This window comes from Catenuloplanes sp. NPDC051500, from assembly GCF_044454585.1.
GTDB lineage: Bacteria > Actinomycetota > Actinomycetes > Mycobacteriales > Micromonosporaceae > Catenuloplanes.
Genome location: NZ_JBITDX010000009.1, coordinates 210,180 through 236,755 on the forward strand (window position 1 = coordinate 210,180; position 26,576 = coordinate 236,755).

The 26,576-nt window shown below is 71.9% G+C and carries 25 protein-coding genes; 12 read left to right on the plus strand and 13 right to left on the minus strand.

Annotated elements, in window-relative coordinates; genetic code table 11:
* The first annotated feature begins 25 nt into the window (after positions 1-25).
* Complete coding sequence (locus ACIA8K_RS20305; protein WP_396061261.1) at positions 26-1,279, plus strand: sugar efflux transporter; 1,254 nt, start codon at positions 26-28, stop codon at positions 1,277-1,279.
* A gap of 93 nt (positions 1,280-1,372) precedes the next feature.
* Here ACIA8K_RS20305 and ACIA8K_RS20310 read toward each other — a convergent pair whose 3' ends face one another.
* Both ACIA8K_RS20310 and ACIA8K_RS20315 read right to left on the minus strand, forming a co-directional pair.
* On the minus strand, positions 1,373-1,681 hold the full coding sequence (locus ACIA8K_RS20310; RefSeq protein WP_396061263.1) for an STAS domain-containing protein: 309 nt from the start codon (positions 1,679-1,681) through the stop codon (positions 1,373-1,375).
* 8 nt (positions 1,682-1,689) lie between these two features.
* Entirely contained in the window at positions 1,690-2,829 is a 1,140-nt protein-coding gene (locus tag ACIA8K_RS20315) for a PP2C family protein-serine/threonine phosphatase (RefSeq protein WP_396061265.1), read from the minus strand.
* A gap of 41 nt (positions 2,830-2,870) precedes the next feature.
* Between ACIA8K_RS20315 and ACIA8K_RS20320 the strand changes: the two genes are divergently transcribed.
* From ACIA8K_RS20320 to ACIA8K_RS20340, 5 genes are all read left to right on the plus strand, one after another.
* Complete coding sequence (locus ACIA8K_RS20320) at positions 2,871-3,296, plus strand: MarR family transcriptional regulator (protein ID WP_396061267.1); 426 nt, start codon at positions 2,871-2,873, stop codon at positions 3,294-3,296.
* 207 nt (positions 3,297-3,503) lie between these two features.
* Positions 3,504-4,760 (plus strand): hypothetical protein, encoded by a 1,257-nt coding sequence (locus ACIA8K_RS20325; protein WP_396061269.1) that lies wholly within the window; start codon positions 3,504-3,506, stop codon positions 4,758-4,760.
* Between the two features lie 51 nt (positions 4,761-4,811).
* Positions 4,812-7,805 (plus strand): M14 family zinc carboxypeptidase, encoded by a 2,994-nt coding sequence (locus tag ACIA8K_RS20330; RefSeq protein ID WP_396061271.1) that lies wholly within the window; start codon positions 4,812-4,814, stop codon positions 7,803-7,805.
* A gap of 115 nt (positions 7,806-7,920) precedes the next feature.
* Positions 7,921-8,307 (plus strand): DUF6401 family natural product biosynthesis protein, encoded by a 387-nt coding sequence (locus tag ACIA8K_RS20335; protein WP_396061273.1) that lies wholly within the window; start codon positions 7,921-7,923, stop codon positions 8,305-8,307.
* Between the two features lie 161 nt (positions 8,308-8,468).
* A complete protein-coding gene (locus tag ACIA8K_RS20340; protein WP_396061276.1) occupies positions 8,469-9,200 on the plus strand; it encodes a LamG-like jellyroll fold domain-containing protein in 732 nt (243 codons plus the stop codon).
* Here ACIA8K_RS20340 and ACIA8K_RS20345 read toward each other — a convergent pair.
* The gene (locus tag ACIA8K_RS20345) at positions 9,197-9,562 is read right to left on the minus strand and encodes a hypothetical protein (RefSeq protein ID WP_396061279.1); all 366 of its coding nucleotides are present in this window, start codon (positions 9,560-9,562) and stop codon (positions 9,197-9,199) included. The two genes, ACIA8K_RS20340 and ACIA8K_RS20345, sit on opposite strands and share 4 nt — an antisense overlap.
* A gap of 250 nt (positions 9,563-9,812) precedes the next feature.
* Between ACIA8K_RS20345 and ACIA8K_RS20350 the strand changes: the two genes are divergently transcribed.
* The 4 genes from ACIA8K_RS20350 (at position 9,813) to ACIA8K_RS20365 (ending at position 14,220) form a co-directional block, all read left to right on the plus strand.
* Positions 9,813-11,390: a methyl-accepting chemotaxis protein gene (locus ACIA8K_RS20350; protein ID WP_396061282.1), complete on the plus strand. Its 1,578-nt coding sequence runs from the start codon at positions 9,813-9,815 to the stop codon at positions 11,388-11,390.
* A 256-nt stretch (positions 11,391-11,646) separates the two neighbouring features.
* On the plus strand, positions 11,647-12,288 hold the full coding sequence (locus ACIA8K_RS20355) for a response regulator (protein ID WP_396061284.1): 642 nt from the start codon (positions 11,647-11,649) through the stop codon (positions 12,286-12,288).
* A gap of 22 nt (positions 12,289-12,310) precedes the next feature.
* On the plus strand, positions 12,311-12,886 hold the full coding sequence (locus tag ACIA8K_RS20360) for a hypothetical protein (RefSeq protein WP_396061287.1): 576 nt from the start codon (positions 12,311-12,313) through the stop codon (positions 12,884-12,886).
* 362 nt (positions 12,887-13,248) lie between these two features.
* Positions 13,249-14,220 (plus strand): helix-turn-helix domain-containing protein, encoded by a 972-nt coding sequence (locus ACIA8K_RS20365; protein ID WP_396061290.1) that lies wholly within the window; start codon positions 13,249-13,251, stop codon positions 14,218-14,220.
* A gap of 13 nt (positions 14,221-14,233) precedes the next feature.
* Here ACIA8K_RS20365 and ACIA8K_RS20370 read toward each other — a convergent pair whose 3' ends face one another.
* The 3 genes from ACIA8K_RS20370 to ACIA8K_RS20380 form a co-directional block, all read right to left on the minus strand.
* Positions 14,234-14,572, minus strand: a complete 339-nt coding sequence (locus ACIA8K_RS20370) for an Imm51 family immunity protein (protein ID WP_396061292.1) — start codon at positions 14,570-14,572, stop codon at positions 14,234-14,236.
* A gap of 95 nt (positions 14,573-14,667) precedes the next feature.
* Positions 14,668-16,611 (minus strand): ABC transporter ATP-binding protein, encoded by a 1,944-nt coding sequence (locus ACIA8K_RS20375; protein ID WP_396061628.1) that lies wholly within the window; start codon positions 16,609-16,611, stop codon positions 14,668-14,670.
* A 2-nt stretch (positions 16,612-16,613) separates the two neighbouring features.
* A complete protein-coding gene (locus ACIA8K_RS20380) occupies positions 16,614-18,386 on the minus strand; it encodes an ABC transporter ATP-binding protein (protein ID WP_396061295.1) in 1,773 nt (590 codons plus the stop codon).
* A gap of 168 nt (positions 18,387-18,554) precedes the next feature.
* On the opposite strand from ACIA8K_RS20380, the gene ACIA8K_RS20385 reads away from it, so the two are divergent.
* Entirely contained in the window at positions 18,555-19,121 is a 567-nt protein-coding gene (locus tag ACIA8K_RS20385) for a dihydrofolate reductase family protein (protein ID WP_396061298.1), read from the plus strand.
* A 63-nt stretch (positions 19,122-19,184) separates the two neighbouring features.
* On the opposite strand, the gene ACIA8K_RS20390 is transcribed toward ACIA8K_RS20385, so the two are convergent.
* Entirely contained in the window at positions 19,185-20,012 is an 828-nt protein-coding gene (locus ACIA8K_RS20390) for an SDR family oxidoreductase (RefSeq protein WP_396061301.1), read from the minus strand.
* Positions 20,013-20,090: 78 nt separating this feature from the next.
* Between ACIA8K_RS20390 and ACIA8K_RS20395 the strand changes: the two genes are divergently transcribed.
* Positions 20,091-20,933, plus strand: a complete 843-nt coding sequence (locus ACIA8K_RS20395) for a helix-turn-helix domain-containing protein (protein ID WP_396061303.1) — start codon at positions 20,091-20,093, stop codon at positions 20,931-20,933.
* On the opposite strand, the gene ACIA8K_RS20400 is transcribed toward ACIA8K_RS20395, so the two are convergent.
* The 6 genes from ACIA8K_RS20400 to ACIA8K_RS20425 all read right to left on the minus strand — a co-directional run bounded on the left by ACIA8K_RS20400 (position 20,923) and on the right by ACIA8K_RS20425 (position 26,575).
* Entirely contained in the window at positions 20,923-22,176 is a 1,254-nt protein-coding gene (locus ACIA8K_RS20400) for an Hsp70 family protein (RefSeq protein WP_396061307.1), read from the minus strand. The two genes, ACIA8K_RS20395 and ACIA8K_RS20400, sit on opposite strands and share 11 nt — an antisense overlap.
* A 253-nt stretch (positions 22,177-22,429) precedes the next feature.
* Complete coding sequence (locus ACIA8K_RS20405) at positions 22,430-22,642, minus strand: hypothetical protein (RefSeq protein ID WP_396061309.1); 213 nt, start codon at positions 22,640-22,642, stop codon at positions 22,430-22,432.
* A gap of 18 nt (positions 22,643-22,660) precedes the next feature.
* Positions 22,661-23,041, minus strand: a complete 381-nt coding sequence (locus tag ACIA8K_RS20410) for an STAS domain-containing protein (protein ID WP_396061311.1) — start codon at positions 23,039-23,041, stop codon at positions 22,661-22,663.
* A complete protein-coding gene (locus ACIA8K_RS20415) occupies positions 23,038-24,105 on the minus strand; it encodes a B12-binding domain-containing protein (protein WP_396061314.1) in 1,068 nt (355 codons plus the stop codon). Before ACIA8K_RS20415 ends, ACIA8K_RS20410 begins: the two co-directional genes overlap by 4 nt.
* Positions 24,102-25,712, minus strand: a complete 1,611-nt coding sequence (locus ACIA8K_RS20420; protein ID WP_396061317.1) for a SpoIIE family protein phosphatase — start codon at positions 25,710-25,712, stop codon at positions 24,102-24,104. Before ACIA8K_RS20420 ends, ACIA8K_RS20415 begins: the two co-directional genes overlap by 4 nt.
* Before the next feature lie 83 nt (positions 25,713-25,795).
* Positions 25,796-26,575: an exodeoxyribonuclease III gene (locus ACIA8K_RS20425; RefSeq protein ID WP_396061319.1), complete on the minus strand. Its 780-nt coding sequence runs from the start codon at positions 26,573-26,575 to the stop codon at positions 25,796-25,798.
* Position 26,576 lies beyond the last annotated feature (1 nt).

The following is a 26,576-nucleotide window of genomic DNA, read 5'->3' on the forward strand; positions in this document are numbered from 1 at the left end:
GACTGCGGGGCGTAGCCTGGGGCCGGTGTCGAGCGATCTTGAGCAGCGGCCCCTGCACGAACTGAGGCGGCTCCTCCTCCCTCTCGCCGTCATCTGCGTGGCGGCCGGCCTGTCCGGTGCGGTGTTCGCGCCGCTGCTCTCGCTCTTCCTGAGCACCGAGGTGGAGGCGAGCCCGGCCCAGATCACCATGTTCCTGGTGGCGTCGCCGCTCGCGTCCGTGGGCGTCTCGACAGTGGTCGGCCGGCTGTCCGACAGGTATCCGATCCGGCGCCCGCTGCTGATCGCGACCGGGGCGGCCGGCGTGGCGGGGATGGTGGCGACCGCGTACGTCCGCGACTTCTGGGTTCTGATCCTGCTCGCGGTGACGCTGACGGCCTTCGCCCAGACCACGTTCCCGCAGTCGTTCGCCTATGCGCGGCAGGCGCTGGCCCGGGTCGACTCCGGGCGCTCCGCGATGGCGATCTCCACGCTTCGCACGCTCTACTCGGCCGCCTGGGTGGCCGGGCCGCCGGTCGCTGCAGTCGTGCAGTCGGTGGGCGGGTTCCGCTGGGTGTACCTGCTGGCCGCGGGCGCGTTCGGGGCCGCGACGCTTGTGGCGCTGGCCTGGCTCGCGGAGCCGCCGCCGGTGCCGGCCGGGGACACGCATGCGCCGGTCGCCGCCGGGGCCGCGCCGGAGGCCATGCCCGGTGAGGCCGTGCCCCCGCCGCGGCCGCCGCTGCGGGAGAACGCGCCGGGCTGGGTGCTCGCGGTGACAATCGCCGGCTTCACGCTGCTGCAGACGCCGCTCACGCTCGGGATCCAGGCGCTGCCGCTGTTCATCACGCAGGACCTGCAGGGCATGACCCGCGACTCCGGGCTCATCCTCGGGCTCTGCGCGGCGCTCGAGATCCCGCTGATGCTCGGCTCGGGCGCGCTCGCCACCCGCCTTCCGCTGCGCGGGCTCGTGCTCGGCGGCGCGGTGTTCGGGGCGCTCTACTACGGGCTCGCCGGACTCGCCACCGACGTGTGGATGCTCCTCGCCGGGCAGGTGCTCAACGCGGGGTACATCGCGGCGGTCACCGGGATCGGCATCTCCTACGTCCAGGACATGCTGCCGCGCGAGCCGGGCCGGGCGACCACGCTCTACAGCAACACCTACACGATCGGCGCGGTGGTGGCGGGCCCGCTGCTCGGCGTCGCCACCACGGTCGGGATCCGGTGGGCCTACCCGATGTGCGCGGGGCTGTGCGCGGCCGGGCTGGTGCTCCTGCTGGTGACGCGGCGCGCGTACCGCGGATAGGGCCTTGACTTCATGGTCCCGCTTCCGCGGTGGTCCGGCCCGCACGCTCCCGCGGGCCGCGGGCCCGTGGGTGGCCGGGACGAACCACCGCGGTCAGGCCAGGTCGAGGAGCGTGTCCACGCCGGAGAGGGTGAGGACGCGGCGCAGGCGGGGGCTGGGGTGCAGTGACAGGGCGGTGTTCGTGGTGGCGGCATAGCGCCAGGCGGCGATCAGCGCGGCGAGGCCCCGGGAGTCGCAGAACGTGACCTCGGACCCGTCGATGCGCAGCTGCCGTGGGCTTGCGGACAACGCCTTCAGCAGCGCCTGCTCGAGCATGGGCGCGGTGGCGCCGTCGATCTCGCCGGCCACGTGGATGGTCGGCGCGTCGGGGCGGCCACTCTGCCGCAGCACCAGGTCGGTCATGGTAGGCCTCAATGTGATCCTGGGTCGGGTGGGGTCCAGTCCAGGCAGACGGCGACCGCGTCGTCGATCATCTCGCCGCCGATGAACGCGCGGAGGTCACCGATGACGGAGCGGACGGCGGCGAGCGGGGAGAGCGCGCCGCTACGGGTCAGGAAGCGGTCGAGCAGGCCCTCGCCGTAGCGGACGCCGCGGGCGGTGGCGTCGATGATGCCGTCGCTGACCACGAAGAGCCGGTCGCCGGGCGCGAGCGTGAACGTCTGGGTGGCGTACATGGTGCCGTCGAACATGCCGAGCGGGTCCTGCGCGTCGAGCGTGACCGGGCTGACCTCGCCGTCGCGCAGGCGCCTCAGGCGCGGGGAGCCGGCGTCGACAGCGGTGACGACGCCGGTGGCCAGATCGAGGTCGAGAAGCACCGCGTCGATGTGCAGCGTGCCCCGGTGGTACGAGTAGATCGCCTGATCGGCAAGCATGGCCTGGTCCGCGATGTCCAGGCCGGCGCGGCGGGCGTTGCGCAGCGCGTTCATCGCCAGGCAGGTGAGCGTGGCGGCCTCGACGCCCTCGCCGTGCCCGTTGACCACGACGACCTGCAGCCGGCCCAAATCGTCGGACCAGTCGAACGTGTCGCCGCGCACCGCGTACGCCGGCTCCAGCTGCCCGGCCAGCGCGAACGCCGACCCGGTCCGGGCCCGCCCGGGCAGCAGACCCCACTGCATCTCGGCCGCGAGCGTCAGCCGTCTGGTGCGGGCCGCGACCGCGTACCTGTCGGTGCCCTCACGTGCCGCGGCAAGCGCATGCGCGAGCAGACCGGCGATCTCGGCCAGCTCCGCGCGGACGTCCGGCTCGGTGGGGGCGGGGGTGAGGCGTACGACGCCGAGCCGGTCGCCGCGCACGGAGACGGGCAGCCACAGCGTGCCGCCGTCGACGACCTCGGCCAGGTGGTCGAACGCGCGCCAGGCCGGCGCGCCCGGGTGGGTCACGGCGGCGCCGCCGTCAAGCGGCACCAGCTCGCTCAGCCGGTAGTCGACCTGGTACAGCTCGTACGTGCCGACCGCGTACTCCTTCGCCAGGAATTCGGCGAGGTGCTCGACGATCTGGTGGGCGGGTGCCGACATCAGCGTCCGCTGGGCCCCGATCAGGCGATGGTGCATCGTGCCTCCCGCGGGCGAACGAGGATAGTCTTGCCTGCACCATGGGTGCCGACCGTGTCCCGGACGCCGCCGCCGTCGACGCGGCGGCGAACGGGTTGCTGGCCGCGCTCGACGACGACGTGCTGCCGCAGCGGCTGTCGGCGTCGCAGCTGCGGGCCATGCTGACGCTTGAGGAGATCTCCGGCGGCATCAATCTGCGCGGCCTGGCCGAGCGTCTCGGCGTGGTGCTCTCGTCCGCCAGCCGGTTGTCCGACCGGCTGGTCGCGGCCGGGCTGCTGGAGCGCCGCCAGTCCGACGAGGACCGGCGTGAGGTGCTGGTGCGGCTGTCGTCGTCCGGCCGCCGGCTGCTCGCAGACCTGCGGAGCCGGCGGCGGGAGCGGCTGGCCGAGGTGTTGTCCCGGATGACGCCGGAGGACCGCGCGGCACTGCGCCGCGGCCTCGAGGCGTTCCGGAAGGCCAGTCCCTAGGACTGCCCGGTGTTGACGCACGAATAATCCCCTCCCGCGCAGAAAGATACTTGCTGGAAGGCAACTATTCAACGCCGGGCGGCGTGGCGTGCCTTGTGTCATGCAGCTGTCGGGTAAAAGGTGCATAAAGGGCGGAGATACGGGGGTTTCTCCATGGTGTCAGCTGGTGGTCGTCGCGGACTTCTCAAAGCCGCGGCGGGAGGACTGGTGGCGGCCGCGTTACCTGCCGGGCAGGCGCGGGCGGCCGTGCCGTGGGTGCAGGCGGCGCGCTTTCTCGACGTGATGACCGATGTCCACGAGCGGGACGGCCCGCGGCTTCCGCAGTCGTACTCAGATCAGGTCGGGCTGATGAGCACGGCGTTCACCTACGATGCCGCGCTCGCCATCCTCGCGTTCCTCGTGCTGGGGGATTTCAAACGGGCCCGCGCGATCGGGGACGGGCTGCTGCACGCGCGCACCCACGATCCGGAGTGGGGGACCGGGCCGCTGCGGCAGGCGTACGCGGCCGCGCCGTACCGCCGGGGGGACCGCAGTTGGGCGCACGGCTTCACCGGACCGGACGGTGCCGTCGACGCGGGCGGGCCGTTCCGGTTCACCGCTGCCTACACCGGCGATCAGGCGTGGGCCGGGCTCGCGCTGCTGTCGCTGCACCGGCGCACCCGCGACCGGCGCTACCTGGAGGGCGCGACCGCGCTGGCCGCCTGGGTGCGCGACGAGGCCGCCTCGCGCGGGAAGCTCGGCGGTTACACACTCGGCTTGACCCGCCAGGGCGCGCCGAGCCCCGGCCAGTCCACAGTCCACAACGCCGACCTCTACACGCTCTTCTCGCGACTCAACTGGACGAAGGAGCAGGAGAACGCGCGCCGGTTCGTCGAACGCGCCTGGATCGTCGGCGACGAGGAGTGCTGCTTCTCGGCCGGATCGCCGGACGGCGACACCCGGGACGACGGCGCCCGCACGCTCGAGGCGCAGACCCACCCGTGGCTCGCGCTGCGCGACGAACGGCACCGCGGCGCGCTGCTGTTCGTCGACTGCCGCCTGCGCGTCGCGGACACACCTGACGCGCCGAACAGCGCGCTCACCGGCCGCCAGCACTTCCGCGGCATCACCGTCAGCACCGGCAGCCCGCAGGCCGACCCGGCCACGCCGATCGAGGAAGGGCTGCCCGCGCCGGACCCGCAGGCCGTCTGGTTCGAGGGCACCGCGCAATACGCGGTCGCGCTGCGGGCCGCCGGGGAGCCGCGCCGGGCACTGCGCGAACGCGACCCGATCACCGACGCGCAGACCGAGCTGGGCGCCGGCCAGACCGTGGCCGGCCGCGCGCTGCCGGAGCGGGCCGGCGTGGTGGCCGCGTCCAGCCCGCTGCACGTCGGCTTCGCGGACTCCGGCTACTACCCGAGCCGGCACGTCGCGGCGACCGCCTGGCACGTCCTGTCGATCAAGGGGGTGAACCCGCTTTCCTGACCCCACCCCCGGTCGTTATCCGATCAGAAGCGACACATCACGGGGGTACGGATGAGGGCAGCGGCAGCCATGGTGCTCGCGCTGGTCGCCACGCTCGGACCGGCCCAGCCGGCTCACGCGGACGACCGGCGCGACACCCTCGATGTCTACACCGGCACTGTCACGCCGGACCAGCTCACCAGCCTGCGCGCGAGCGGCGTCGACGTCGACCACGCCGGCGGGATCGAGGCCGTGCTCTCCGCGCGGCAGGCAGGCCGGCTCGCGGGCCAGGGCGTGCGGCTCACGCCCAGGACGATCCGCGGCGAGAGCGCCTCGGAGAACCTGCGCGCGCAGGCCCGGGCCGGCTGGACCGCGTTCCGCTCCTACAGCGAGGCGGGCGGGATCCGGGACGAGCTGACCGCGACCGCGGCCCGCTACCCGGACCTGACCAAGGTGGAGACGATCGGCCGTACCGTCCAGGGCAAGCCGATCCTCGCGGTGAAGGTGACGAAGGCGGCGCGCACGGTCGCTGACGGCAAGCGGCCGTCGGTCCTCTACGCCGGCGCGCAGCACGCCCGGGAGTGGATCACACCGGAGATGATCCGGCGGCTCTACCACCACGTGCTCGGCGCCTACGGCACGGACCCGGAGATCACCCGGCTGCTCGACACCACCGAGCTGTGGTTCCTGCCGGTCGCGAACCCGGACGGCTACGACCACACGTTCACCGAGGGCAACCGGCTCTGGCGCAAGAACCTGCGGGACAACGACGGCGACGGGAAGATCACCACCACGGACGGCGTCGACCTGAACCGCAACTTCGGCTACAAGTGGGGCTACGACGACGAGGGCTCGTCCAAGGACCCGTCCGCCGAGACCTACCGGGGTACCGCGCCGGAGTCCGAGCCGGAGACGCGCGCACTCGACTCGCTGTTCGCCCGGGTCGGCTTCGAGTTCTTCGTCAACTACCACTCCGCCGCGCAACTGCTGCTCTACGGCGTCGGCTGGCAGGTGGGCACGCCCTCGCCGGACGACGTGATCTACCAGGCGCTGGCCGGCGACGACGCGAAACCAGCTGTTCCCGGGTACGACCCGGACCTGTCCGCGGAGCTCTACACCACGAACGGCGACACGGACTCGCACGCGACCGAGAAGTACGGCACGCTCGGCTTCACACCGGAGATGTCGACCTGCAAGAGCGCCTCCGACGCCGTACCCGATGACCGCTGGAAGGCCGAGGACTGCGCAAGCGAGTTCACCTTCCCGGACGACGAGAACCTGATCCAGGCCGAGTTCGCGAAGAACCTGCCGTTCGCGCTCTCCGTCGCCTCCTCCGCCAAGGACCCGGCGCGTCCGGCCTCCTCGGTCGGCCGCAGCACCCCCGACTTCGCCGCCGACCCGTTCGACGTCTCCTACGGCACCTCCCAGCAGGTCGCGGCCGTCGCCCGCCGCTCGCTGCGCCGCCTCGAACTCCAGTTCAGGATCAACGGGGGTACGCCGCGGCGCGCCTCCGCCCGGGAGTGGAAGGGCGGCTCGCGCTACGGCACGGACGGCACCGACTACTACGCGGAGATCCGCGGCACCGTGCCGAAGCAGCAGGCCGGCGATCGCGTCGAGGTCTGGTTCACCGGCCAGGACGCCGGCGGCGCCACGGTGGTCTCGCCGCGCTTCACCTACACCGTCGCCGACGACATCGGCGGTGACGTGCTGATCCTCGCGGCCGAGGACGTCACAGGCGCCGTGCCGGAGCAGCCCGGCGCGGCCGCCCGGTACGCCGATCTGCACGCCGCGTCCGTCCGGGCCGCCGGCTACGACACGGACGTCTACGACCTGGACAGGCACGGCCGGAAGGCGCCGCACCACCTCGGCGTGCTCTCCCACTACAAGGCGGTGGTCTGGGAGACCGGCGAGGACAGCATCCCGCGCGACAAGGGCCAGCCGGCCGGCACTGTCGCCGCGGCCGCGGCCGCCACCGAGACGGCCGTCCGGGACTACCTCAACGAGGGCGGGAAGCTGCTGCTCGGCGGCCAGAGCGCGCTCTACCCGCAGTCGCTCAACGGCGGGCTCGTCTTCCGCCCGGGCGCGCCGCCGGAGTGCGCCGACGCGTCCTCGACCGGCTGCCTCGGGCTGTTCAACGACTTCCCGCAGTACTGGCTGGGCGCGGAGAAGTACATCGACAACGGCGGCACGAACGGCGCGGACCACACGCCGCACGCGCTTACCGGCACCTCCGGCGCGTTCAAGGGCTGGACCGGCACGCTCGACGCCGGGCAGAAGCACACCGCATCGTTCCTGGCCCGCGGTGACTCCCGGATCGGCGGCGGCTGGGTGCGCCCCGGCCCGGCGCCGTTCCTGCCGCGGACCGGTGCGAAGTATGCCTGGGCCGGCGAGACCAGCTCCGCGTACAAGCGGCTGACCAGGTCCGTCACGGTGCCGGCCGACGGTACCGCGGCGTTGCGCTTCGCCGTCTCGCACGACACGGAGAAGAGCTGGGACTTCCTGATCGTCGAGGCTCACCGCGCCGGGAAGGACGACTGGACCACGCTCCCGGAGGCCGGCGGGCACACCGGCACCGACGTGGGGGAGAGCTGCGGGGCCGGCCTGCTCGACCTGCACCCGTCCCTGGCCCGGTACCTCACCAGCTCCGGGAAGACCTGCACCGCGGTGGGGACGACCGGCCGGTGGAACGCCGCGACCGGCTCGTCCGGCGGCTGGCAGGACTGGCGGTTCGACCTGTCCGCCTACGCCGGCTCCACGGTCGAGGTCTCGATCACCTACGTGACGGACTGGGGCACGACGGGGCTCGGCGTCTTCGTCGACGACGCCTCGGTCGAGGTCTCCGGTACGCCGGCCGCGTCCACCTCGTTCGAGACCGACCTGGGCGGCTGGGCAGTGCCGGCCGGCCCGGCACCCTGGGCGCGCACCGGCCCGCCGTTCGAGGAGGGCGGCATCGTCACCACCGCGGACACCGTCTACCTGGGCTTCGGCCTCGAAGGACTGCCCGCCGGGTCGCGTGACGACCTGGTGCGGCGCGCCCTGAAGCACCTCCTGGCCGGTGCGTCATAGACTTTGTCCGCTTTCCAGCAGTTTTCTCTCTCAGCGGTAGCCGGGTCGGGTGCAGTTGGTTGTCATTCAGTTACCGGTCTACCACTCCGCGTATTTACTGCCTAACGTTCAGCGCATGAACAACGAGATCCCCGCCGTGACCGCCCAGGGCCTCGACGCCGAGCTCCTGCTCAACGCCGACCTGCTCTTCCTGGACGAGATCATGGCCCGCGTCGGCGTGGACGGCATCACCGCCGCGTACGCCAACGCCGGCCTGCTGGCGGCGGTGGATCAGCACGCCGCCGCGGTACGTGAGTCGCTGCGCGGTGCGGGCCGGGCCGTCGACGCGCCGTCCCTGGCCGCCTACGGCCGGTCCATCGCCGCCGCGGCACGCCGGGCCGGCCGGTTCCTGCCGGACCCGGGTGGCGCGCACGTCGCCGCGATGGACTGGCTGACCGCGGAGTGGCACCTGCTCCGGCTGGTCGCGGTCTGCATGCTCGCGGAGGACGCGGCGGTGCTGTGAGCGCGGTGGCCGTGGTGCTGTGAGCGTGGTGGCCGTGGTGTGATGTGAGCGCGGCTGCCGTGGTCGCGCAAAGGATGCGTACCCACGCTGTCTTTTTATCGCCCTTTTGGGGACGGAGAGTCTACTTCCCGGGCAAACCGTCCCTAACTACTCTGCCCGGCATGAACAAGACACTGTCCTCGCTGCTGATGACGGCGGCCGTGGTGCTCTCGGCGGCCACCCCGGCCGCCGCGGCCCCGGCCACGGCGGCTCCCGTGATCGTGGCGAAGTACTCGTTCGACGCGGCGGCCGCGACCGTCAACGACCTGTCCGGCCGCGGCGTCCCGCTCAAGATGCGGGCCGCCGACGGTGGCGCGGTCAAGTACGTCGCGCACGGTGACGGCAAGGCGCTCACCTTCCCGGCCCGCTGCGCGGACAACGCCACCAAGTGCGCCCGCGTGCTCCTCGAAGGCCAGGACGACCCGGACCTCGACCCCGGCACCAAGGCGTTCTCGTTCGGCCTGTCGCTGGCCGCGTCCGCCGCGGCCGTGGGCAGCGAGTCCAACCTGCTCCAGAAGGGCGTCGCGGACGCCCAGGGCCAGTGGAAGCTGCAGATCGGCGGCAAGAAGAAGCTGCCGTCCTGCGTGGTAGCGGGCGCCGGCAAGGGTGCGAAGCGTTACATCGCCAAGTCGTCCGCCGGCGTGCTCGACAACAAGTGGCACACGGTCACCTGCCAGCGCACCGCCACCCAGCTGATCATCTGGGTGGACGGCCAGAACAAGGGCTCGGTCGCGGTCCCGTCGACAGTCAGCATCGCCAACAACCTGCCGCTGCGTGTCGGCGCGCAGAACCTCAACGCGAAGAAGACCATGTTCGGCGGCGCGATCGACGACGTGACCGTCTCGCTCGGCTAGGAATGGTCCCGGGTGATCGTCACCGTGACGATCACCCGGTCCTTCGACGCGCGGCGGGCGACCGCGTGGCCCGGCACCTCGGCGCCGTCCAGCCGCAGCGTCAGCGGCCCGCCCGCGCCCAGGAACACCCGCCACCAGCCCTTCGTCTCCGGGATCATCACGTCGATCCGGACCGTGTCCCCGGTACGCCGGTAGCCGACCGGGAAGCTGTACGCCCGCCCCGACCTCGGCCCGGCGTAGGACAGGACGGTCAGCCGCCGGCGCACGATCCGCCCCCACCGCGGCGACTCCTGCAACGCGACCACACACCCGTTGAAGCGATCGACGACACCCCTGGCCATCGCGCTCGACTGAATCCTCATGCGGCCACCGTAGGGCGCCGGATCGTCCGCACCCGGATAGTGCGACAAACCGGTGTGCGTTCCTCTCAGTTACGCGGCACCGCCACCCCCTCGCCCGGCGCGGTCCGCACCGGCACCCGCCCGCCGTGCGCCTGCCGAAGCGGTCAATCACCTCGAACAGGAGCACGCCAGCGCCAAACTGGTCCTGACCGTGCGCTAAGGCCCTCGTCCTTCCCGCCGACATGGGGGAGGAAGAGAGGTGGGTGCCGGAATGCGCTCCTTGAGTATGCGGACCAGCCTGCTGGCCACGGCCGCGGTCGCGCTGATCGTCGCCGTGGTCGTCGGCAGCGTGAGCGTCGTGCGGATGCACACCATCGCCGACCACGCCGAAGCCGTCTACGACCAGGCGCTGCGGCCGCTGAGCGTGGTCCAGGACATCGAGCAGCTGATCTGGCACTCGCGGTGGGCCAGCCTCTCCAACCTGACCGGCACCGACCCGGCGAAGGTCGCGGCGTACGCGGAGGAGACGACCGCGAACCTGGACCAGGTCACCGTGCGCCTGGAGGAGTACCGCGGGCTGACCGTCACCGGCGGCGAGCGCGAGGCGATGGACACGTTCGAGGGCTCCTGGGCCACCTACCTCGACCTGCGCAAGCAGTCCTCCGCGCTCAAGCAGGCCGGCAAGATCGAGGAGTGGCAGGCGTTCCGCAGCGGCACGCTCAACCCGTCCATCGTCACCGCGATGGAACACCTCAGCGCGCTCAAGGACCTCTCCCAGAAGCACGCCACCGCCACCGCCGCGGCCGCCCGGGACGCCGCCGACCAGGCGCGCACGCTCATCGTCGCCCTGCTGGCCGTCGGCGTGCTGCTCGCCGGCGGGTTCTCGCTGCTCGTCGCCCGGGTGCTTGTGCGCCGGCTGTCCGCGCTGGAGACCGTGCTGGCCGGCATGGCCGCCGGGGACCTGACCGAGCACGCGGCCGACAGCAGCGGCGACGAGATCGGCCGGATGTCCCGCGCCGTGCAGCAGGCGAACGGCCAGATGCGCGCGGCTGTACGCACGCTTGCCGAGGCGAGCGCCGGGCTCGCCGAACGCTCCACCGACCTGCAGGCCGCCAGCCGTACGCTGTCAAGCAACACGGACGAGGCGTCCGGCCGGGTCAGCTCGATCGACGAGGCCGCGGGCGAGGTCACCGCCGGCGTCAGCGCGGTCGCAAGCGGCGCGGAGGAGATGGGCGCCGCGATCCGGGAGATCGCCGTGAGCGCCACCGAGGCGGCAGGCGTCGCCGCGGACGCGGTCCGGGTCGCCGCCCAGGCCGAAGAGCTGATGACCAAACTCGACCTGTCCTCCGCCGAGATCGACACCGTGGTCAAGACGATCACCGCGATCGCCGGCCAGACCAACCTGCTCGCGCTGAACGCCACGATCGAGGCCGCCCGCGCCGGTGAGACAGGCAAGGGCTTCGCGGTCGTCGCCGGCGAGGTCAAGGACCTGGCCCAGGAGACCGCGAAAGCCACCGAGGAGATCAGTCGGCGCATCGAGGCGATCCAGGCCGACACGCGCACCGCCGTCGAGTCGATCTCCGGCATCGGCGAGATCATCGGCCGGATCAACGACTACCAGAACACCATCGCCTCCGCCGTCGAGGAGCAGTCCGCCACCACGAACGGCATGACCTCCGACCTGAACCGCGCCGCCGGCGGCACCTCCCAGATCAGCAGCCAGATCGGCGAGGTCGTCCAGGTCACCGCCGCCACCCGCGAGGCCGCCCACGCCACCGAGACCGCCGCCGGCGACCTCGCCCGCATCTCCGGCGAACTCCGCACCGCGGTATCCGGCTTCCGCTACTGACCCGGCGGCCGCCGGGTCGCGTTGCTCGCGCTCTGATTCAGCCCGCGAGGGCTGCACACCAGGGGGTTTACCACCCGCGGATCCGCGGCCGCGGGAGCTCGCGGGGCGGGACCACGCTGGAAGCGGGAGAGCGGCTCTGATCTTCTGGGAGCTTTTGTGGATCTTCGGCGCTGCGATTTTTGAGGACCTTCGGCGCTGCAACACTTGAGGACCTTCGGCCCTGTAGGCGAGGTGGGGGCGGCGGTAGAAAGGAGGGGTGATTCGTGTGTTCCTCCTTGATGACCATGAGGTCGTGCGCCGGGGTATCGCCGGCCTGCTCGGTGCGGCCGGCGACATCGAGATTGTCGGTGAGTCCGGCCTGGCGCAGGAGGCCGCGCGCCGCATTCCGGCGCTGCGGCCGGACGTGATGATCCTGGACGGGCGGCTGCCGGACGGCAGTGGGATCGACGTGTGCCGGGACGTGCGCGCGGTCGACTCGTCGATCAAGGGCCTGATCCTGACGTCGTACGAGGATGACGAGGCGCTGTTCGCCGCGATCATGGCGGGCGCGTCCGGGTACGTGCTGAAGCAGATCCGCGGCAACGACCTGGTCGACGCGGTGCGGCGGGTGGCGCGGGGGCAGTCGCTGCTCGACCCGGCGGTGACCCAGCGGGTGCTTGAGCGCATCCGCGCCGGCGTGGAGGAGCCGCACGAGTTGCGCGCGCTCACCGAGCAGGAACGGCGGATCCTTGAGTACGTCGCGGAGGGCCTGACCAACCGCGAGATCGCCGGGCGGATGTTCCTGGCGGAGAAGACGGTGAAGAACTACGTGTCGAGCGTGCTGGCCAAGCTGGGCCTGGAGCGCCGCACCCAGGCCGCGGTGCTTGCCACCCGGCTGCTCGGCGACCACCGGGGCTGAGCGGGCGGTAGCCTCTGCGCGCGTGGACTACTACCTGCTCGACGGGACGACAGTGCTGGTCGAGGAGTTCACGCGCGACCGCGACCATGTGACGGTCGGGCTGCGGGCCGCCGCGTGGGATCATGACGTGCGCCGGTGGGTGAGCTGTGCCGCGTTCAGCCGGGCGCTGCGCGGCGACCCGGGGCTGCTCGCCCGTGTGACGGCGGTGGACCGGGCGGGTGCGGAGGCGGCGCACGGCGAGGTGCTTCCGTCCGAGGCCGACCTGCGGGCCGCGTTCCTGGACGTCGCGGCGGCGGCTCGGACGGCGCCGCTGCGGCTCGGGCCGGACGAGGTGCCGGAGGGGTCCCAGGAGCAGCGCGTCTACCGGGTGCTGTTCGCGGCGCGTACAGCCACGCCCTACCGGGGTGACCGGCGGGCCGGTGCCGATGTCTTCAGCTGGGAATTGCGCCGCGTGGCGAACGGTGCGGCCTGGGCGCTCGATCTCACCGCGCTTCTCGCGGACGGCGGTGACGACTCGGTCGGCACGGTGCTCGCCGACCTGACCCGGGAGGCGCGTGCCCGCGGCCTCGTCCCGATCGCCACCGAACGCTTCGCCTGACGCCCGCCCGCGGTGCCGGGTGAACCTTCCACGCGGGAAACCTCCGCGCGGTGTCCGAAAGATCACCTATGTGGTGCCGACTCGGTCCCCCGGAAATCCGAATAACGCATATGTAACGTCCGTATTGCGGAGAACTAATTGTGTATGGATTTGCATGGTCGTCAAATGCCAGGCCCCCAGAAGCGATTGTCCATAGTGCTTCCAGGCGATCTGCCAGGTGGCCGATCGCGGGGCCGCACGCCATCGATTTAACCAGCTCAGAAGCTTGATCGCTACTCTGGAGGACCACGCCTCGGATAGAGGGTTGCGCCGCGCCGGTAATCGTGGCAATACTCGTTGTCTAAGTTGGAGGTGGAAAGGTCATGACTGATCTTGGGTGGCGTGAGGCGGCGGATGAAAGGGAATTCCGCGTCGCTCTCAAAACGCTTCAAGAATCACGCGGCCTCACCAACAAGGACCTCGCCGCCGCCATGCAGTTCCACCCGTCGTATGTCAGCCACATCGTCAGCGGCCGATGCGCCCCCACGCCGAACTTCGCCATGCGCGCGGACGCGGTGCTCGGCGCGGACGGTGAGCTGCTGAAGCTGTGCGTGAAGGCCCGGCACGGCGACCCGGCCGACCCGGTCCGGCGCGCCGGCATCGCCCGGGAGGCGGAGGTCGCGTCGCCCGGCTCGGCCGAGCTGATCGTGGAGCGCGAGGAGGCGAGCGTCCGCTACGACGAGGTCTCGGAGAGCTACCAGATCACCATCCGCCGGCACCTGCTCAACCGCACGGGCGCGCCTGTCACCTGGTTCCCCGCGCACGTCGCGCCGGACGCCGCGCCCGACGACTACCAGGCCGCCAAGCGCCTCTACTCCGCGCAGCCGATCACCGACCGCGACCTGGCCTTCTACGCCCGCTACAACGGCCGCCCGGTCACCTGGGAGGTCGAGCGGGTCAGCGAGTGGCGCCGCGACATCGCGATCCGGTTCCGCCGCTTCGGCCTGCACGAGCCGATCTACCCGGGCGAGCGCGGCGTCGTCGAGTACGGCTATCGGCTGCCCGAGACGCACTGGGGCGACTGGTTCGAGCGCGAGGTCCGCTGGCTCACCAAGCAGCTGGTGGTCCGCCTGGAGTTCCCCCGCCGCCTCGCCATGCGCGTCGCGGGCGAGCTCTCCTCGATGAGCGGCGACCGCCCGCTCGACCCGCCCGCCACCATGACCCCGGTCGGTGACCTGGACCGTTTCGAGTGGCGCAGCGACGGCCCGCTCAAGCCCGGCGTCTCGGTGCAGTTCGCCTGGACCGTCACGGCCGCGAGCCCGGCCCACCGGCGCGCGGTCCTGCTCGCGGCCTGACGGCCGGTCGCGGCTAGTCGTCGAAGGCGAAGCCCTCAGCCTCGGCCGTGGTGACCAGGCGGCGGGTGCGGTCCGCGTCGGTGGCAACCGAGGACAGGTGCGCGGCCAGCTCCTCGAGCGCGCCCCGGTCCTGCCCGTATGCGCTGAACAGCCCGCCCTCCGGGTCGTAGCGGAACCGGCCCAGCAGGTGCGGCGCCTCCGCACGCACCAGCAGCTGGGCGACGCCCTCCCAGAAGTAGCCGTTCGGCTCGTGGCCGAGTTCCGAGATCACCCCGTCGACCGGCGTGCTGCCGGCGATCAACGTCAGTGAGAACTGCCCGGGCTGCGTCTCGATGAGGCTCAACGGATCCACCGCACCATGCTGACATCCCGTACCGGCCCGACCGGCATCCGCGCGCCGATTCCACTCTCGAGAGTCAGCCGGGCGCGGCGATCATGCGCACGGCTTCAGTGCGCGATACCCGGACCGGTGGATTCCCAGGTGGCGTACATCGCGGCGTAGCGTCCACCGGCGGCGACAAGCGCGGCGTGCGGCCCGGACTCGACCACCCGGCCGTCCTCGACCACCAGGATCCGGTCGGCACGCCGGGCCGTGGAGAGCCGGTGCGCGACCAGGATCGCGGTCCGGCCCGCCAGCAGCCGGTCCAGCGCGGCCTCCACCCGCAGCTCGCTGCGCAGGTCGAGGCTTGACGTCGCCTCGTCGAGCACCACGATGCGCGGCGCGGCCAGGAACGCGCGGGCCAGCGCGATCAGCTGCCGCTCGCCGGACGACACGGACTGGCCGCGCTCGTGCAGGAAACCGTCCAGGCCGATGCGCGCGACCAGGTCGTCCAGGCCCACGGCCGCTACCGCGTCCCGCACCTCCGCGTCGGTGGCGTCCGGCCCGGCGAACGCCAGGTTGTCCCGCAGCGTGCCGGCGAACAGGAACGGCTCCTGCGGCACCACGCCGACCTGCCGGTGCAGCGACGGCAGTGACACGGTCCGCAGGTCGTGCCCGTCGATGGCGATCACGCCGGACGACGGGTCGTAGAAGCGCGCCACCAGCTTGGCGAGCGTGGACTTCCCGGCACCGGTCGGTCCCACGCAGGCCACGGTCTCTCCGGGCGCGATCCGCAGCGACACGTCATGAAGCACCGGCCGGCCGGGCCGGTAGCCGAACGTGACCGCGTCAAAAACGATCTCACCTCTTACCAGCGGAAGATCAACATCCCCCGAGGGTACGCCGGGAGGCGTGCCGAGCAGCCCGCGGAGTTTGCCGATCGCGGCCCGGGCCTGCTGATAGTTCGTGTACAACTGCACAAGCTGCTGCACCGGCAGGAAGAACGCGTTCAGGTAGAGCACGAACGCGGTCAGCTCGCCGATGGTCAACTCGCCGCGCAGCACCATCCGGCCGCCGATCCAGAGCAGCGCGGCCAGCCCGAGCAGCCCGATCACCGACGTGCCGGGCCCGTAGACCGCGTTGATCCGGCCGGTGGCGTCGTTCGCGTCCCGGAACGCGCCGACCACCTCGCGGTGACCGAGCACGTGCCGTACCCGCTGGTGGTAGGCGGTGATCACCCGGACGCCGTAGAGGCTCTCGGACAGGTGCGCGAACATCGCCGCGATCGTGTCCCGCTGCCTGTTGTACGTGTGGTTCGCGGCCCGCCGGAACCACAGCGTCAACGCCAGCAGCGGCGGCACCACGATCAGCAGCGTGATCGCGGCCAGCCCGGCGTGGTAGTGGAACAGCACCGCGGTGACCACGACCATGGTCAGCCCTTGGATCAGGAACTGCGCCGCGCCCTCCTGCAGCAGGTGCTGCAACGCCTCCACGTCCGAGGTCATCCGGGTCATCGTGACGCCGGCCTTCTCCCGCGTGTAGTACTCGAGCGACATGCGCTGGAGCTGGGCGAACACCCGCACCCGCAGGTCCCGGGTGGCGTAGGCGGCGAGCCGGCCGCTCTGCCGCACCCGGACGCCGGTGGCGAGCGCGGTGCAGACCACCGCGAGCAGGAACGCGACCGCGCTTGCGACGAGCACTGTCGTGTTCCGGGCCAGGATGCCGTGGTCGATGCCGATCTGCACCAGGTACGGCCCGGACTGCAGCAGCAGCGCCTCGACCCCGACCGCGACCGCGGCGGTGATCAGCAGCGCGGGACGGCCGGACAGCAGCGACCAGAGCGAGATCCGGCCGCCGTCCGGCGCGAAGCTGAACGGCTCGTGCGCGGGCGGGCGCTCCGGCTCGGAGGCTTCGAGGCGCGCCACGCCGTCGGCCAGCTCGGGCGGGATTCCCGCGAACGGTAGGGCGGCGGACTGATTGCGTGCGTTCCGCCCGGCGCCGCTGCCGGTGAAGCCGCCGGGCGAGCCCGACCCCGGCCCACCGCCCGGCCCGCCGAAACCGCCGCCGAACATGCTCACGCTCTCGTCTCCTCTTCCGCGGAGAAGGTCGCCAGCACCGCGGCGTACCGTGGCTCGGTCCGGAGCAGTTCCGCGTGCGTGCCGTCCGCGACGACGCGACCGTGGTCGACGAGCAGGACGCGGGCGGCCAGGCCGATCGTGGCGAGCCGGTGCGCCACGATGATCGTGGTCCGGCCGCGCATGAGGCTGCGAAGCGCGTCGTGGATGTGCTGCTCCACGGCCACGTCGACCGCGCTTGTGGCGTCGTCGAGCACCAGCACGGGCGGGTTGACAAGCAGCGCGCGGGCGATCGCGACGCGCTGCCGCTGACCGCCGGAGAGCGTGTAGCCGCGTTCGCCGACGACCGTGTCGTACCCCTGGTCGAGGTGCTCGATGAAGTCGTCCGCGCCGGCCGCCCGCGCCGCGGCCCGCACCTGCTCGCGGCTCGCCTCCGGCCTGCCGAACGCGATGTTGTCGTGAAGCGAGACGGAGAACAGGAACGGCTCGTCCGGGACGATGCCGACCTGATGGCGGAGCGTTTCGAGATGATAATTCCGGACATCTCGTCCGTCGATCGTCACGCTCCCGGCCGTCACGTCGTAGTAGCGCGCGATCAGCCGGCCGATCGTGGACTTGCCGGACCCGGTCGCGCCGACGATCGCGACGGTCTCACCGGCGTCGATGGCCAGGTCGAGGCCGTCGAGCGCGCGCGTGCCGTCGGGGTAGTCGAAGCACACGCCGTGGAACCGCACCGCGCCCTCGATGGTGGCCTCGACCCCGTCCGGCGGCGAGACGATCGTGGGCGGCAGGTCGAGGATCTCGTAGATGCGCTTGGCGGACGCGGCCGCACGCTGACCCAGCATGATCATCATGCCGAGCATGCGGAACGGCGGCTGGAGCATCAGCACGTACGAGTTGAACGCCACGATCGTGCCCACCGTGGCGCTGCCGTCGATCACCATCAGGCCGCCGACAAGCAGCACCAGCGCCAGCCCGATCCGGGTCAGATTGTCCAGCACGGGATTCCACCGGCTGCGGATCCGCGCGTCGCGCATGTAGATCCACCGCACCCGGTCCGCGGCCGTGGCCAGCGCGTCCACCTGCCGCTGCTCGGCCGCGAACGACTTGACGATCCGTACCCCCTGGATGTTCTCGTCGACCACTGTCGCGAGCCCGGCCAGCCGCGCCTGGATCACCCACGACACCGGGAAGATCGCCCGGCGCATGCGCAACCCGACCACCGCGATCAACGGCATGGTCGCCATCGCCACAATCGCCAACGGCACGTTGATCGTCAGCATCAGCCCGAACGCCACCGCCGCGATCAGGCACTGCACCACGATCGACGGTCCGAACGCCAGGTACATCTGCACCGCGCGAATGTCCGAACTCGACCGCGACATCAGCTCACCGGACTGCACCCGGTCGTAGAACGCGAACGGCATGCGCAGCAGATGGCTGTAGACGATGTTGCGCAGGTCGTACTCCATCTCGTACGCCGTGCGCAGCAGGTACAGCCGGGCCAGGAAGTTGATCACACCCTGCGCCAGCGCAAGCCCCACGATCAGCCAGACATAGGTCTCCAGCCGCGCGGTCCGGTCCACAAGCGCCTCGTCGATCCCGCGCCGCACCAGATCCGGAATCTGCACCTGCACGATCAACCCGACAAACGACAGCGCCAGCGACGTGATCAGCAGCCCTTGATGCGCCCGCAGCACCGGCCACGCCCGCCGCAACCAGCTCTTGGAAACATCCCGGTCGATGCCGGCCTTCGGCGCGCGCCTGGTCACAGCTCCCTCACCACGATCCTTAGCCTAGCTAAAAAGGCCCGGGCGACACGCCGCGGATCAGGATGCTGCACGCCGAGGGCACGGATGCCAGGATTTTCGAGACGGCATGTCGAAAGCGGGCGGGCGCCGTTCGACCAACTGGCAGGAACCCACCTGAGGAGTCATCTGATGCGAACCCTGATCGTCACCGCCTTCGTCTCGCTGGACGGTGTCATGGAGGCGCCCGGCGGCGAGGCCGGCTACCGCAACTCCGGCTGGACCTTCAAGGGCGTCGAGTTCGACCCCGCCGCGTACGAGATCAAGGGCCGTGAGCAGGAGGAGGCCGGCGCGCTGCTGCTCGGCCGCCGGTCGTATGAGGCGTTCGCCCCGGTCTGGCCGACCATGGTGGAGGACTTCAAGGGCTACAACAGCATGCCGCGGTACGTCGTGAGCACCACCCTGCAGAGCGAGGACGAGCGCTGGCCGGCCACCATTCTGCGATCGATCGAGGACGTCGCCACGCTGAAGGAGACCGAGGGCGGCCCGATCTCCGTGCACGGCAGCGCCACGCTCGGCGCCGCGCTCGCGGACGCCGGCCTGGTCGACCGCTACCACCTGCTGGTCTTCCCGCTGCTGCTCGGCGCCGGCAAGCGGCTGTTCAGCGACGCGGACAAGGACCTGACCAGGCTGCGGCTCACCGAGCACGAGGTCTACAGCAACGGAATCCAGAAGCAGGTCTTCGACGTCGTACGCTGATCATGCGAGGCGCCCGGCCCTGCCCGGCCGGGCGCCCGCGATCTGGGCCGCCCGCGGTCCCGCCTACGCGTCCGTCGCGGCGGCGGAGGCCTTCTGTGGCTCGATCTCGGCCAGCCGGGCCCGGAGTGCCGCGGTCACGCCCTGGTAGGAGTCGCTGCCGAGTACCACCCGCCGCGGCGCCGGGCTCTGTTCCGCGCTCGCGATCACGGCCGCGGCGACCTTCGCCGGGTCACCGGGCAGCAGGTCGCCGTGCCCCTTGATGCCGTGCACCATCGCGGACGGCGCGTTGCCGTAGTCGGCCAGCGGCGTACCCACCTGGAGGCTTGTGGTGGCGAACGCGGTGCGTGCCCCGCCCGGCTCGACGAGTGTCACCTCGATGCCGAACGGCGCGACCTCCTGCGCCAGTGCCTCGGAGAAGCCCTCCAGGCCCCACTTGCTCGCGTGGTAGAGCGAGGCGCCGGCGTGCGCGGCCAGCCCGGCGACTGACGACATCTGGATCAGCCGGCCGCCGCCCTGGGCGCGCAGGTGTGGCAGCGCGGCCCGGGTCGCCTGGATCGTACCCAGGAGGTTGGTGGCGATCTGGTGTTCCACCTGCGCGTCGGTGAGCTCCTCCGCGGCGCCGAACAGCCCGTATCCCGCGTTGTTGATGACCACGTCGACGCGTCCGAGCCGCGCGAAGACCTCATCGACGACCGGGCGGATGCGTGCGGTGTCGGTCAGGTCGAGGCGCGACACGGTGAAGCGGTCGCCGTGCTCCTTCAGAAGGTCGTCGGCCGAGCCGTCGCGGCGGACCGTGCCGGCGACCCGGTCGCCGCGCTCAAGCAGTTGCCGGCTCATCTCCCGGCCGAACCCGCTGTTGACCCCGGTGATGAACCACGTGCGTGTTGTCATGACCACAAGCCTCTGCCGCGGGTACGCGACGCGGCAGTCGCCGCTGTTCCTGGTAGTGCGGGGGATACCGTGGTCGGCATGGAGCACGGCAACGCCCTCGGCGATTTCCTCCGCGCCCGCCGTGAGCTGGTCAGGCCGGCCGACGTCGGGCTGGCGCCCGGCCACGGGTTGCGGCGCGTGCCGGGCCTGCGGCGCGAGGAGGTGGCGCTGCTGGCCGGGATCAGCGCGGAGTACTACCTCCGGCTGGAGCAGGGCCGGGATCGCAGCCCGTCCGCGCAGGTGGCCTCCGCGCTGGCCCGGGTGCTGCGGCTCGACGCGGACGCGACCGCCCACCTGCTGGCGCTGGCCGCCCCGCCGCCGCGTCGCACCGGCCGGTCGGCGCAGGACACGGTGCCACCCGGTATCGGCCTGCTCATCGAGGGGCTGAACGTGCCCGCTTTCGTGATCAACAGGTACCACGACATCCTGGCCGTGAACCCGCCCGCGCGGAGGCTGACCCCGCTTGTGACGCCGGGCGTCAACTGGCTTCGCGTGCACTTCGCCGAGCCGTCCGCGCGGGTGCACGCGCCGGAGTGGGAGCGGGGCGCCGCCGCGATGGTCGCCCACCTGCGGGCGCAGGCCGGCACCGATCCGTCGGACGCGCGCCTGCAATCCTTGATCAGCGAATTGTCGCAGGCCAGCACGCTGTTCCGGGAGCTGTGGGACCGCCACGAGGTGCACCGCGGGCACGGCTCGTCGACTGTCATCCGCCACCCGGTGCTCGGCGATCTGCACCTGATGGCGGAGAAGTTCGCAATCGTCGGCTCGGACGGCCTGGAGGCGGTCCTGATGCACGCGGCCCCCGGCTCACCCTCCGCCGAGGCGCTGGCCAGACTGCTGTCGGCGGAGGCGGAGGCGGAGGCGCTCGCCGTCACTCCTTGACGGGCTTGAACGCGTTCCGCACCGCGCCGAGCCAGCGCTTCTGCAGGTGCCGCAGCTTCGGGTTCGCGACCGGGACCCGGAAGTTCGACGTGCCGACGCCGGCGCGCGTCACATGGCCGGACGCCGGCGTGATCGCGACGACCTGGGAGAGGTCGCCGGTCTCCTCGTTGCGGCTGAGCCTGTGGTACGCAAGCGCGCCCACCGCGACCGGCAGCTCCGGCTGCTCGGGCACGGACGGTGTGGTGCCGAGGCGCGCGTAGAGGCGGGTGGAGACGAGCGGGACGCGGCTGGAGCCGCCGACAAGCATCAGCGAGTTCAGCAGGAAGGACGAGACGCCGGCCGCCTCGACGACGCGGCGGGTCTCCTCCACCGCGCGCGCGATGAGCGGCTCGGCGACGTACTCCAGCTCCTCGCGGGTGATGTGCAGCGGGCGCTCCCAGCCGGGCACGCGGACCGTCACGGCCGCGTTCCGGGACAGCGCCTCCTTGGCGCCGCGGACCTCGGTGCGGAAGTCCTGGCGGGCGCGCAGCTCGACCGCGGTGCGCGGGCGGAACAGCCGCTTCCAGGTGTCCGGGTCGCGGCGGGCCAGGTGACGGCGGAAGTGGTCGAGCAGCGCGATGTCGATGTCGACGCCGCCCAGGTCGGCGAGGCCGCCGGTGCTTGCCACCTGCCAGCCGTTGATCTCGCGGCGGACCACTGTGACGTCGAGCGTGCCGCCGCCGAAGTCGAAGACCGCGATCGAACCGCCGAACGGCACGTGGTGGCCCTCGACCTGGGTGCAGTAGACCGCGGCCGCGACCGGCTCCTCGAGCAGCCGCACCTCGCCCATGCCGGCCCGGCGCGCCGCGTCGGTGAGCATCTCGCGGTGCTGGCGGCCCCAGCCGACTGGGCAGGTCAGGAGCGCGCCGTCCGGGTTGACGCCGGCCATCCGGGCCTCGTAGGCGACACGGGACAGCACGGCGCTGAGCAGCACCACGACCGGGACCTCGACGCCGCCGAGCGGGATCGAGCCCTCGCCGACGCGGCGCTTGGGGTGCGGCTCGTAGCGGACCGGGTCCTCGGCGCCGAGCCGGGCCGCCTCGATGCCGGTCACGATGTTGCCCTCGGCGTCCAGATAGACGCCCGAGTCCATCAGCGAATAGCCGTCGAACAGCAGCGTCTCAGGAGGCTCACCGGAACGCCCGACCACTGCCACCGTGTGGGTCGTGCCCAGATCCACCGCCAGTTGCGACGGACTCTCCACTGCTGTCTCCCCCACCCGTCCCGATCAGCGCGCCGCCGCGCCGCCGGGATGGTACCCACGGACTCAGCCTTGCAGCTAGAGACCACTCTGACGGGTGATCAACTTAAGCGACGACCGCCCCACTGACCGTCAACACCACCGCACGCTATCGAAAACCCGCAAACCTCGCCGCAGCGGTACGGCATAGTCCCGCTGTCGGGCCGTTCGTTGCATCGTCCCCTGGCCAGCGGTTGTGCGCATCCTGAGCGGCAACTCAGCGACAGCCGATCGCGGACCGTGACGCGGGCCCCGGAACGCGGCGCGAAAGCTGGTCCCAAACCGTGATCTGAGGCGCGCCGAAATCGTTTCCGGCGGGGCGTCGATAGAGGTGTGCACCGCCGTCCACGTCCGAGACGCGCCACACGCCGTCGCCGGCCGGGAACAGCAGGAGATGAAGCTCGCCCCGGGAGCCGTCGTCGAGCGCCACGGTGGCGATCACCCTGCCCTACACGGCGTCTATACGCCCGTGTGTAGCGAGGGGCGCCTCCCGGCGGGCGGGCGCGGGGTCGACGCCGAGGACCGTGTCGAGGCCGGTGACCTCAAGGATCCGCATGAGCTGCATGGTGACGCCGGTGATGACGAACGTGGCCCCGACGCGCTGCGCGTCCTGGTTGACGTGGATGAGCGCGCTCAGGCCGGACGAGTCGCAGAGGTCCAGCCCGGAGACGTCGAGGCGGATCGTGCGGACGCCGGTGGTGATCAGCGGTGCGGCGTGGTCGACCAGCTCGTCAGCGGTCTCGAAGTCGAGGTCGCCGGTGACGGTCAGCGCCACGGTGCCCGGGTCGGGATGGTGGGTGTCGATGCGGAGGGGGGAATCGTCGATCATCGCTTCGGCCTCACAGTGTCGTGGCCCGGGACTGTACCCGCCGACAGCTCCGCCAAACCCAATGTCAGCAGATCTCCCGCGCGTGGGAAGTCCCGGAGGTCGTCGCCGAGCAGATCCAGGCAGACGGTGAGCGCCCGGAGCGGCACGTGGCGGGCCTGGAGCACCGATGCGGTCCAGGTCAGGAACTCGGTGAACACGCTCGCGTCGTTGACGTAGAGCGCGGCCGCAAGGAAGTCCACGATGTGTGTGACGTCCTCCGCGGTCGCGTCGGCCTGGCGCTGGTCGTAGTCGCGCATCGGCGGGTACCCGGCGCGGAGCCGGTCGAGCAACCCGATGATGATCTTGTGTCGCTGCCGTACCAGCTGGGTGTATTCCTCGTCGGCCAGGTGCGCGAGGTCGTCGTGCGGCGCGCGGGCCGGCGGGTTCCACCCGGAGTCGAGGATGTCCGCGGCCTCGGTGGCGGTCGCGGCCCAGCCGTCCGCGCCGAGCAGCCGGGCGTGCCGGCCGTCCACGCCGAAGCCGCGGCCACCGGTCAGCACCGGCACGCCCACGGCCTGGCAGGCGGTGAGCGTGGCGTGCGCGCGCGGCAGCCGGGTCGGCAGCGCGCAGCTGAGCGCGACCACGTCCGGGCCGGTCTGGTGCAGGTGGGTGACCAGGTGCGGCCCCGGCACGTTCGCCCCGAGGAAGTCGACGCGCCAGCCGCGCAGCCGCAGCACCTCGCCGACCAGCCGGGGCGGGAGCGCGTGCCACTCGCCGTCAGTGCAGGCGACAGTGATCCGGCCGAGCGTGGGGCGGGGGGCGGCGCGGGCGATCAACGCCGCGATGGCGCGCTCGCTTGTCGCGGTGGCCGCGTGCTCGCGGGCGACCGACCACTCGTTCGCGGCCCAGAGCTCACCGACGCGGACCTGGGCGGGCGCGATCAACTCCAGGAGCAGCTGCTCCGGGGCGACGCCGTCCTCCCAGAGCGCCAGCACCAGATCGGTCGCGCCCCACTCGTCCCCGGCGCCGACGAGCGCGAGGTACTTCTCATCCACGCCGGGCAGGAGCGCGGTGGTGGCCGTCACCGAGGCCGTCGCGAGTTGACCGGATGGAGTGGCTGCTCGGGCCCGCGCGAGGGGACCCGGACCGCGAGGAGCGCTATGTCGTCGTGCGCGGCGCCGTGGATCCAGTCGGAGACGAGCTGCTCCAGCCGCTCCACCACCGCGTATGCCGGCATGCCGTGACAGCTGGCCACCGCGTCCGCGAGGCGCTCCTCGCCGTACGCCTCCCGGCCGCCCACCCCGCCGCGCGCCTCGAAGATCCCGTCGCTGTAGAGCAGCAGCAGGTCGCCGGGGCCGAGCGTGAGGTCCGCGGTGTCCACCCGGATCGGGCCGGAGACGCCGATCAGCGTGCCCTTCGCCGCGACCTCCTCGACGCCGCCGCCGGCGCGCAGGATCAGCGGCGGCGGGTGCCCGCCGGCCGCGACGGTGACCTGCCAGGAGTCGTCCTCGCGGACCAGGGTGGCGAGCGCCAGCGTGACGAACCGGCTGCGGTCGCGGGGGTCGATCAACGCCTGGTTGAGCACGCGCAGCAGCGGTTCCGGGCGGCCCTCCAGCAGGCGCAGCGCGCGGAGCGTCTGGCGGACCTTGCCGGCCAGCACGGCCGCCTTCGGTCCCTTGCCGCACACGTCGCCGAGCACGACCATCGTCTCCGCGTCCTCGCCACCGGGCAGGAACGAGGGGGTACGCGGGAACGCGTCGTAGAAGTCGCCGCCGATCCGGGCCGCGTCCTGAGCCGGCCGGTACGCCCCGGCCAGCTCCAGCCCGTCGATCCGGGGCAGCTCCGGCGGCAGCAGGTCGGCCTGCAGGATCGCGGTCGTCTCCACCTGCTCCTGGTAGAGCGAGGCCGCGGAGATCGCACCACCGGCGCGGGCCGCGAAGATCCGTGCCTGCAGCTCCTCCTCCTCGGCGAACGTCCCCGGCGCCCGGCGGGCCAGGATCAGCGCGCCGGCCGGGACACCGTTGCCGGGCAGCGGCGTGACAAGCAGCGCGCCGATCTCGCCGAAGCCGTCCGGCAGCAGCGAGGCCGGCACCTGGGTCTGGTCCAGCCAGCGGCTCGGCACCGGCGGGAAACCGGCGAGCGCCTCGACCAGGCCGGGCACGCTCTCCGCGTCCCGCTCGCTCATCGCGCCGGTCTCGAAGCGGCTGCCGGTCACCGCGCGCACCCACTCGGTGCGATGGCGGGACGGCGGCAGCACGACCACTGCCGCGTCGGCCAGGTGGGCGGCGGCCAGCTCCACAGTCGTACGCACGCAGCGCCCACGGTGCAGCGACGCGGACAGCCGTCGGCTCGCCTCGGCCAGGAACGCGGTCCGCTCCTTCTCCCGGGCTATCGCGGCGGTCCGGGCCAGCTCGTCCGTACAGTCGTGGACGGTCCACACCGAGTGCGACTCGTCGACCGGCTGCCGGCGCCCACGCAACGGCCGCCCGTGCAGCTCCAGGTCGAACGCCTCAGGCTCGTCGGTGATCTCGCCGATCGCGGTCAGGCCCGGCAGCAGCCGACGCGCGGCCGCGTTGGCCAGCAGCACGGCGCCGTGATCGTCACAGAGCAGCACCGCCTCCGCGGTCGCGTCAAGCACGGCGTGCAGCAGGTGTGTCGGCGGTGGTGTACTGACGTTCCGTAAACCCGTCATGGTGTTCGCCCCCAGGTCCGGGTGTTGGTGATCGTCAAGACCCGAGCCTACGCGCCGACCCGGAAACCACCATTCGTGAGCCGTTACAGCTTGATATCCACGACGATCGGCGCGTGGTCCGACGGGCCCTTTCCCTTTCGCGCCTCCCGATCGACGTACGCGTCCGTCACCTGCGACGACACCGACTCCGACGCGTAGATCAGATCGATCCGCATGCCTTTGTTCTTGTGGAACATGCCCGCGCGATAGTCCCAGTAGGTGAACGGACGGTCACCTTTCAGTGGGCGTGGCACGATGTCGTGCAGGCTCAGCGCCTCCCGGAGCACGCGCAGCGCATCCCGCTCCGGCGGCGTCACATGGGTGGCACCCTCGAACACGGCCGGGTCCCACACGTCCTCGTCTGTGGGAGCGACGTTGAAGTCACCGCAGACCGCAAGCGGGCCCGGCTCGGCGCGCAGCGCCTCGGCCAGCCGGGAGAACCAGACCAGCTTGTACGCGTAGTGCGGGTCGTCCGGGGTGCGGCCGTTCGGCACGTACACCGACCAGACGCGCAGGCCGCCGCAGGTCGCGGAGACCGCGCGCGTCTCCGGCGTCGCCTCGTCCGGGAAGCCGGGGTCGCCGTCGAACCCGCGGCGCACGTCCTCGAGGCCGACGCGGGACAGCAGCGCCACCCCGTTCCACCTGCCGTCGCCGTGCGCCGCGGTCTCGTAGCCGAGCGCCCTCACCTCGTCGGCCGGGAACTGGTCGGCCGTGCACTTGATCTCCTGCAGGCACAGCACGTCCGGCGTGGTGTGTTCCAGCCAGTCGAGCAGCCGGGGGAGCCGCGCCTTCACACTGTTGACGTTCCAGGTAGCGAGCCGCATG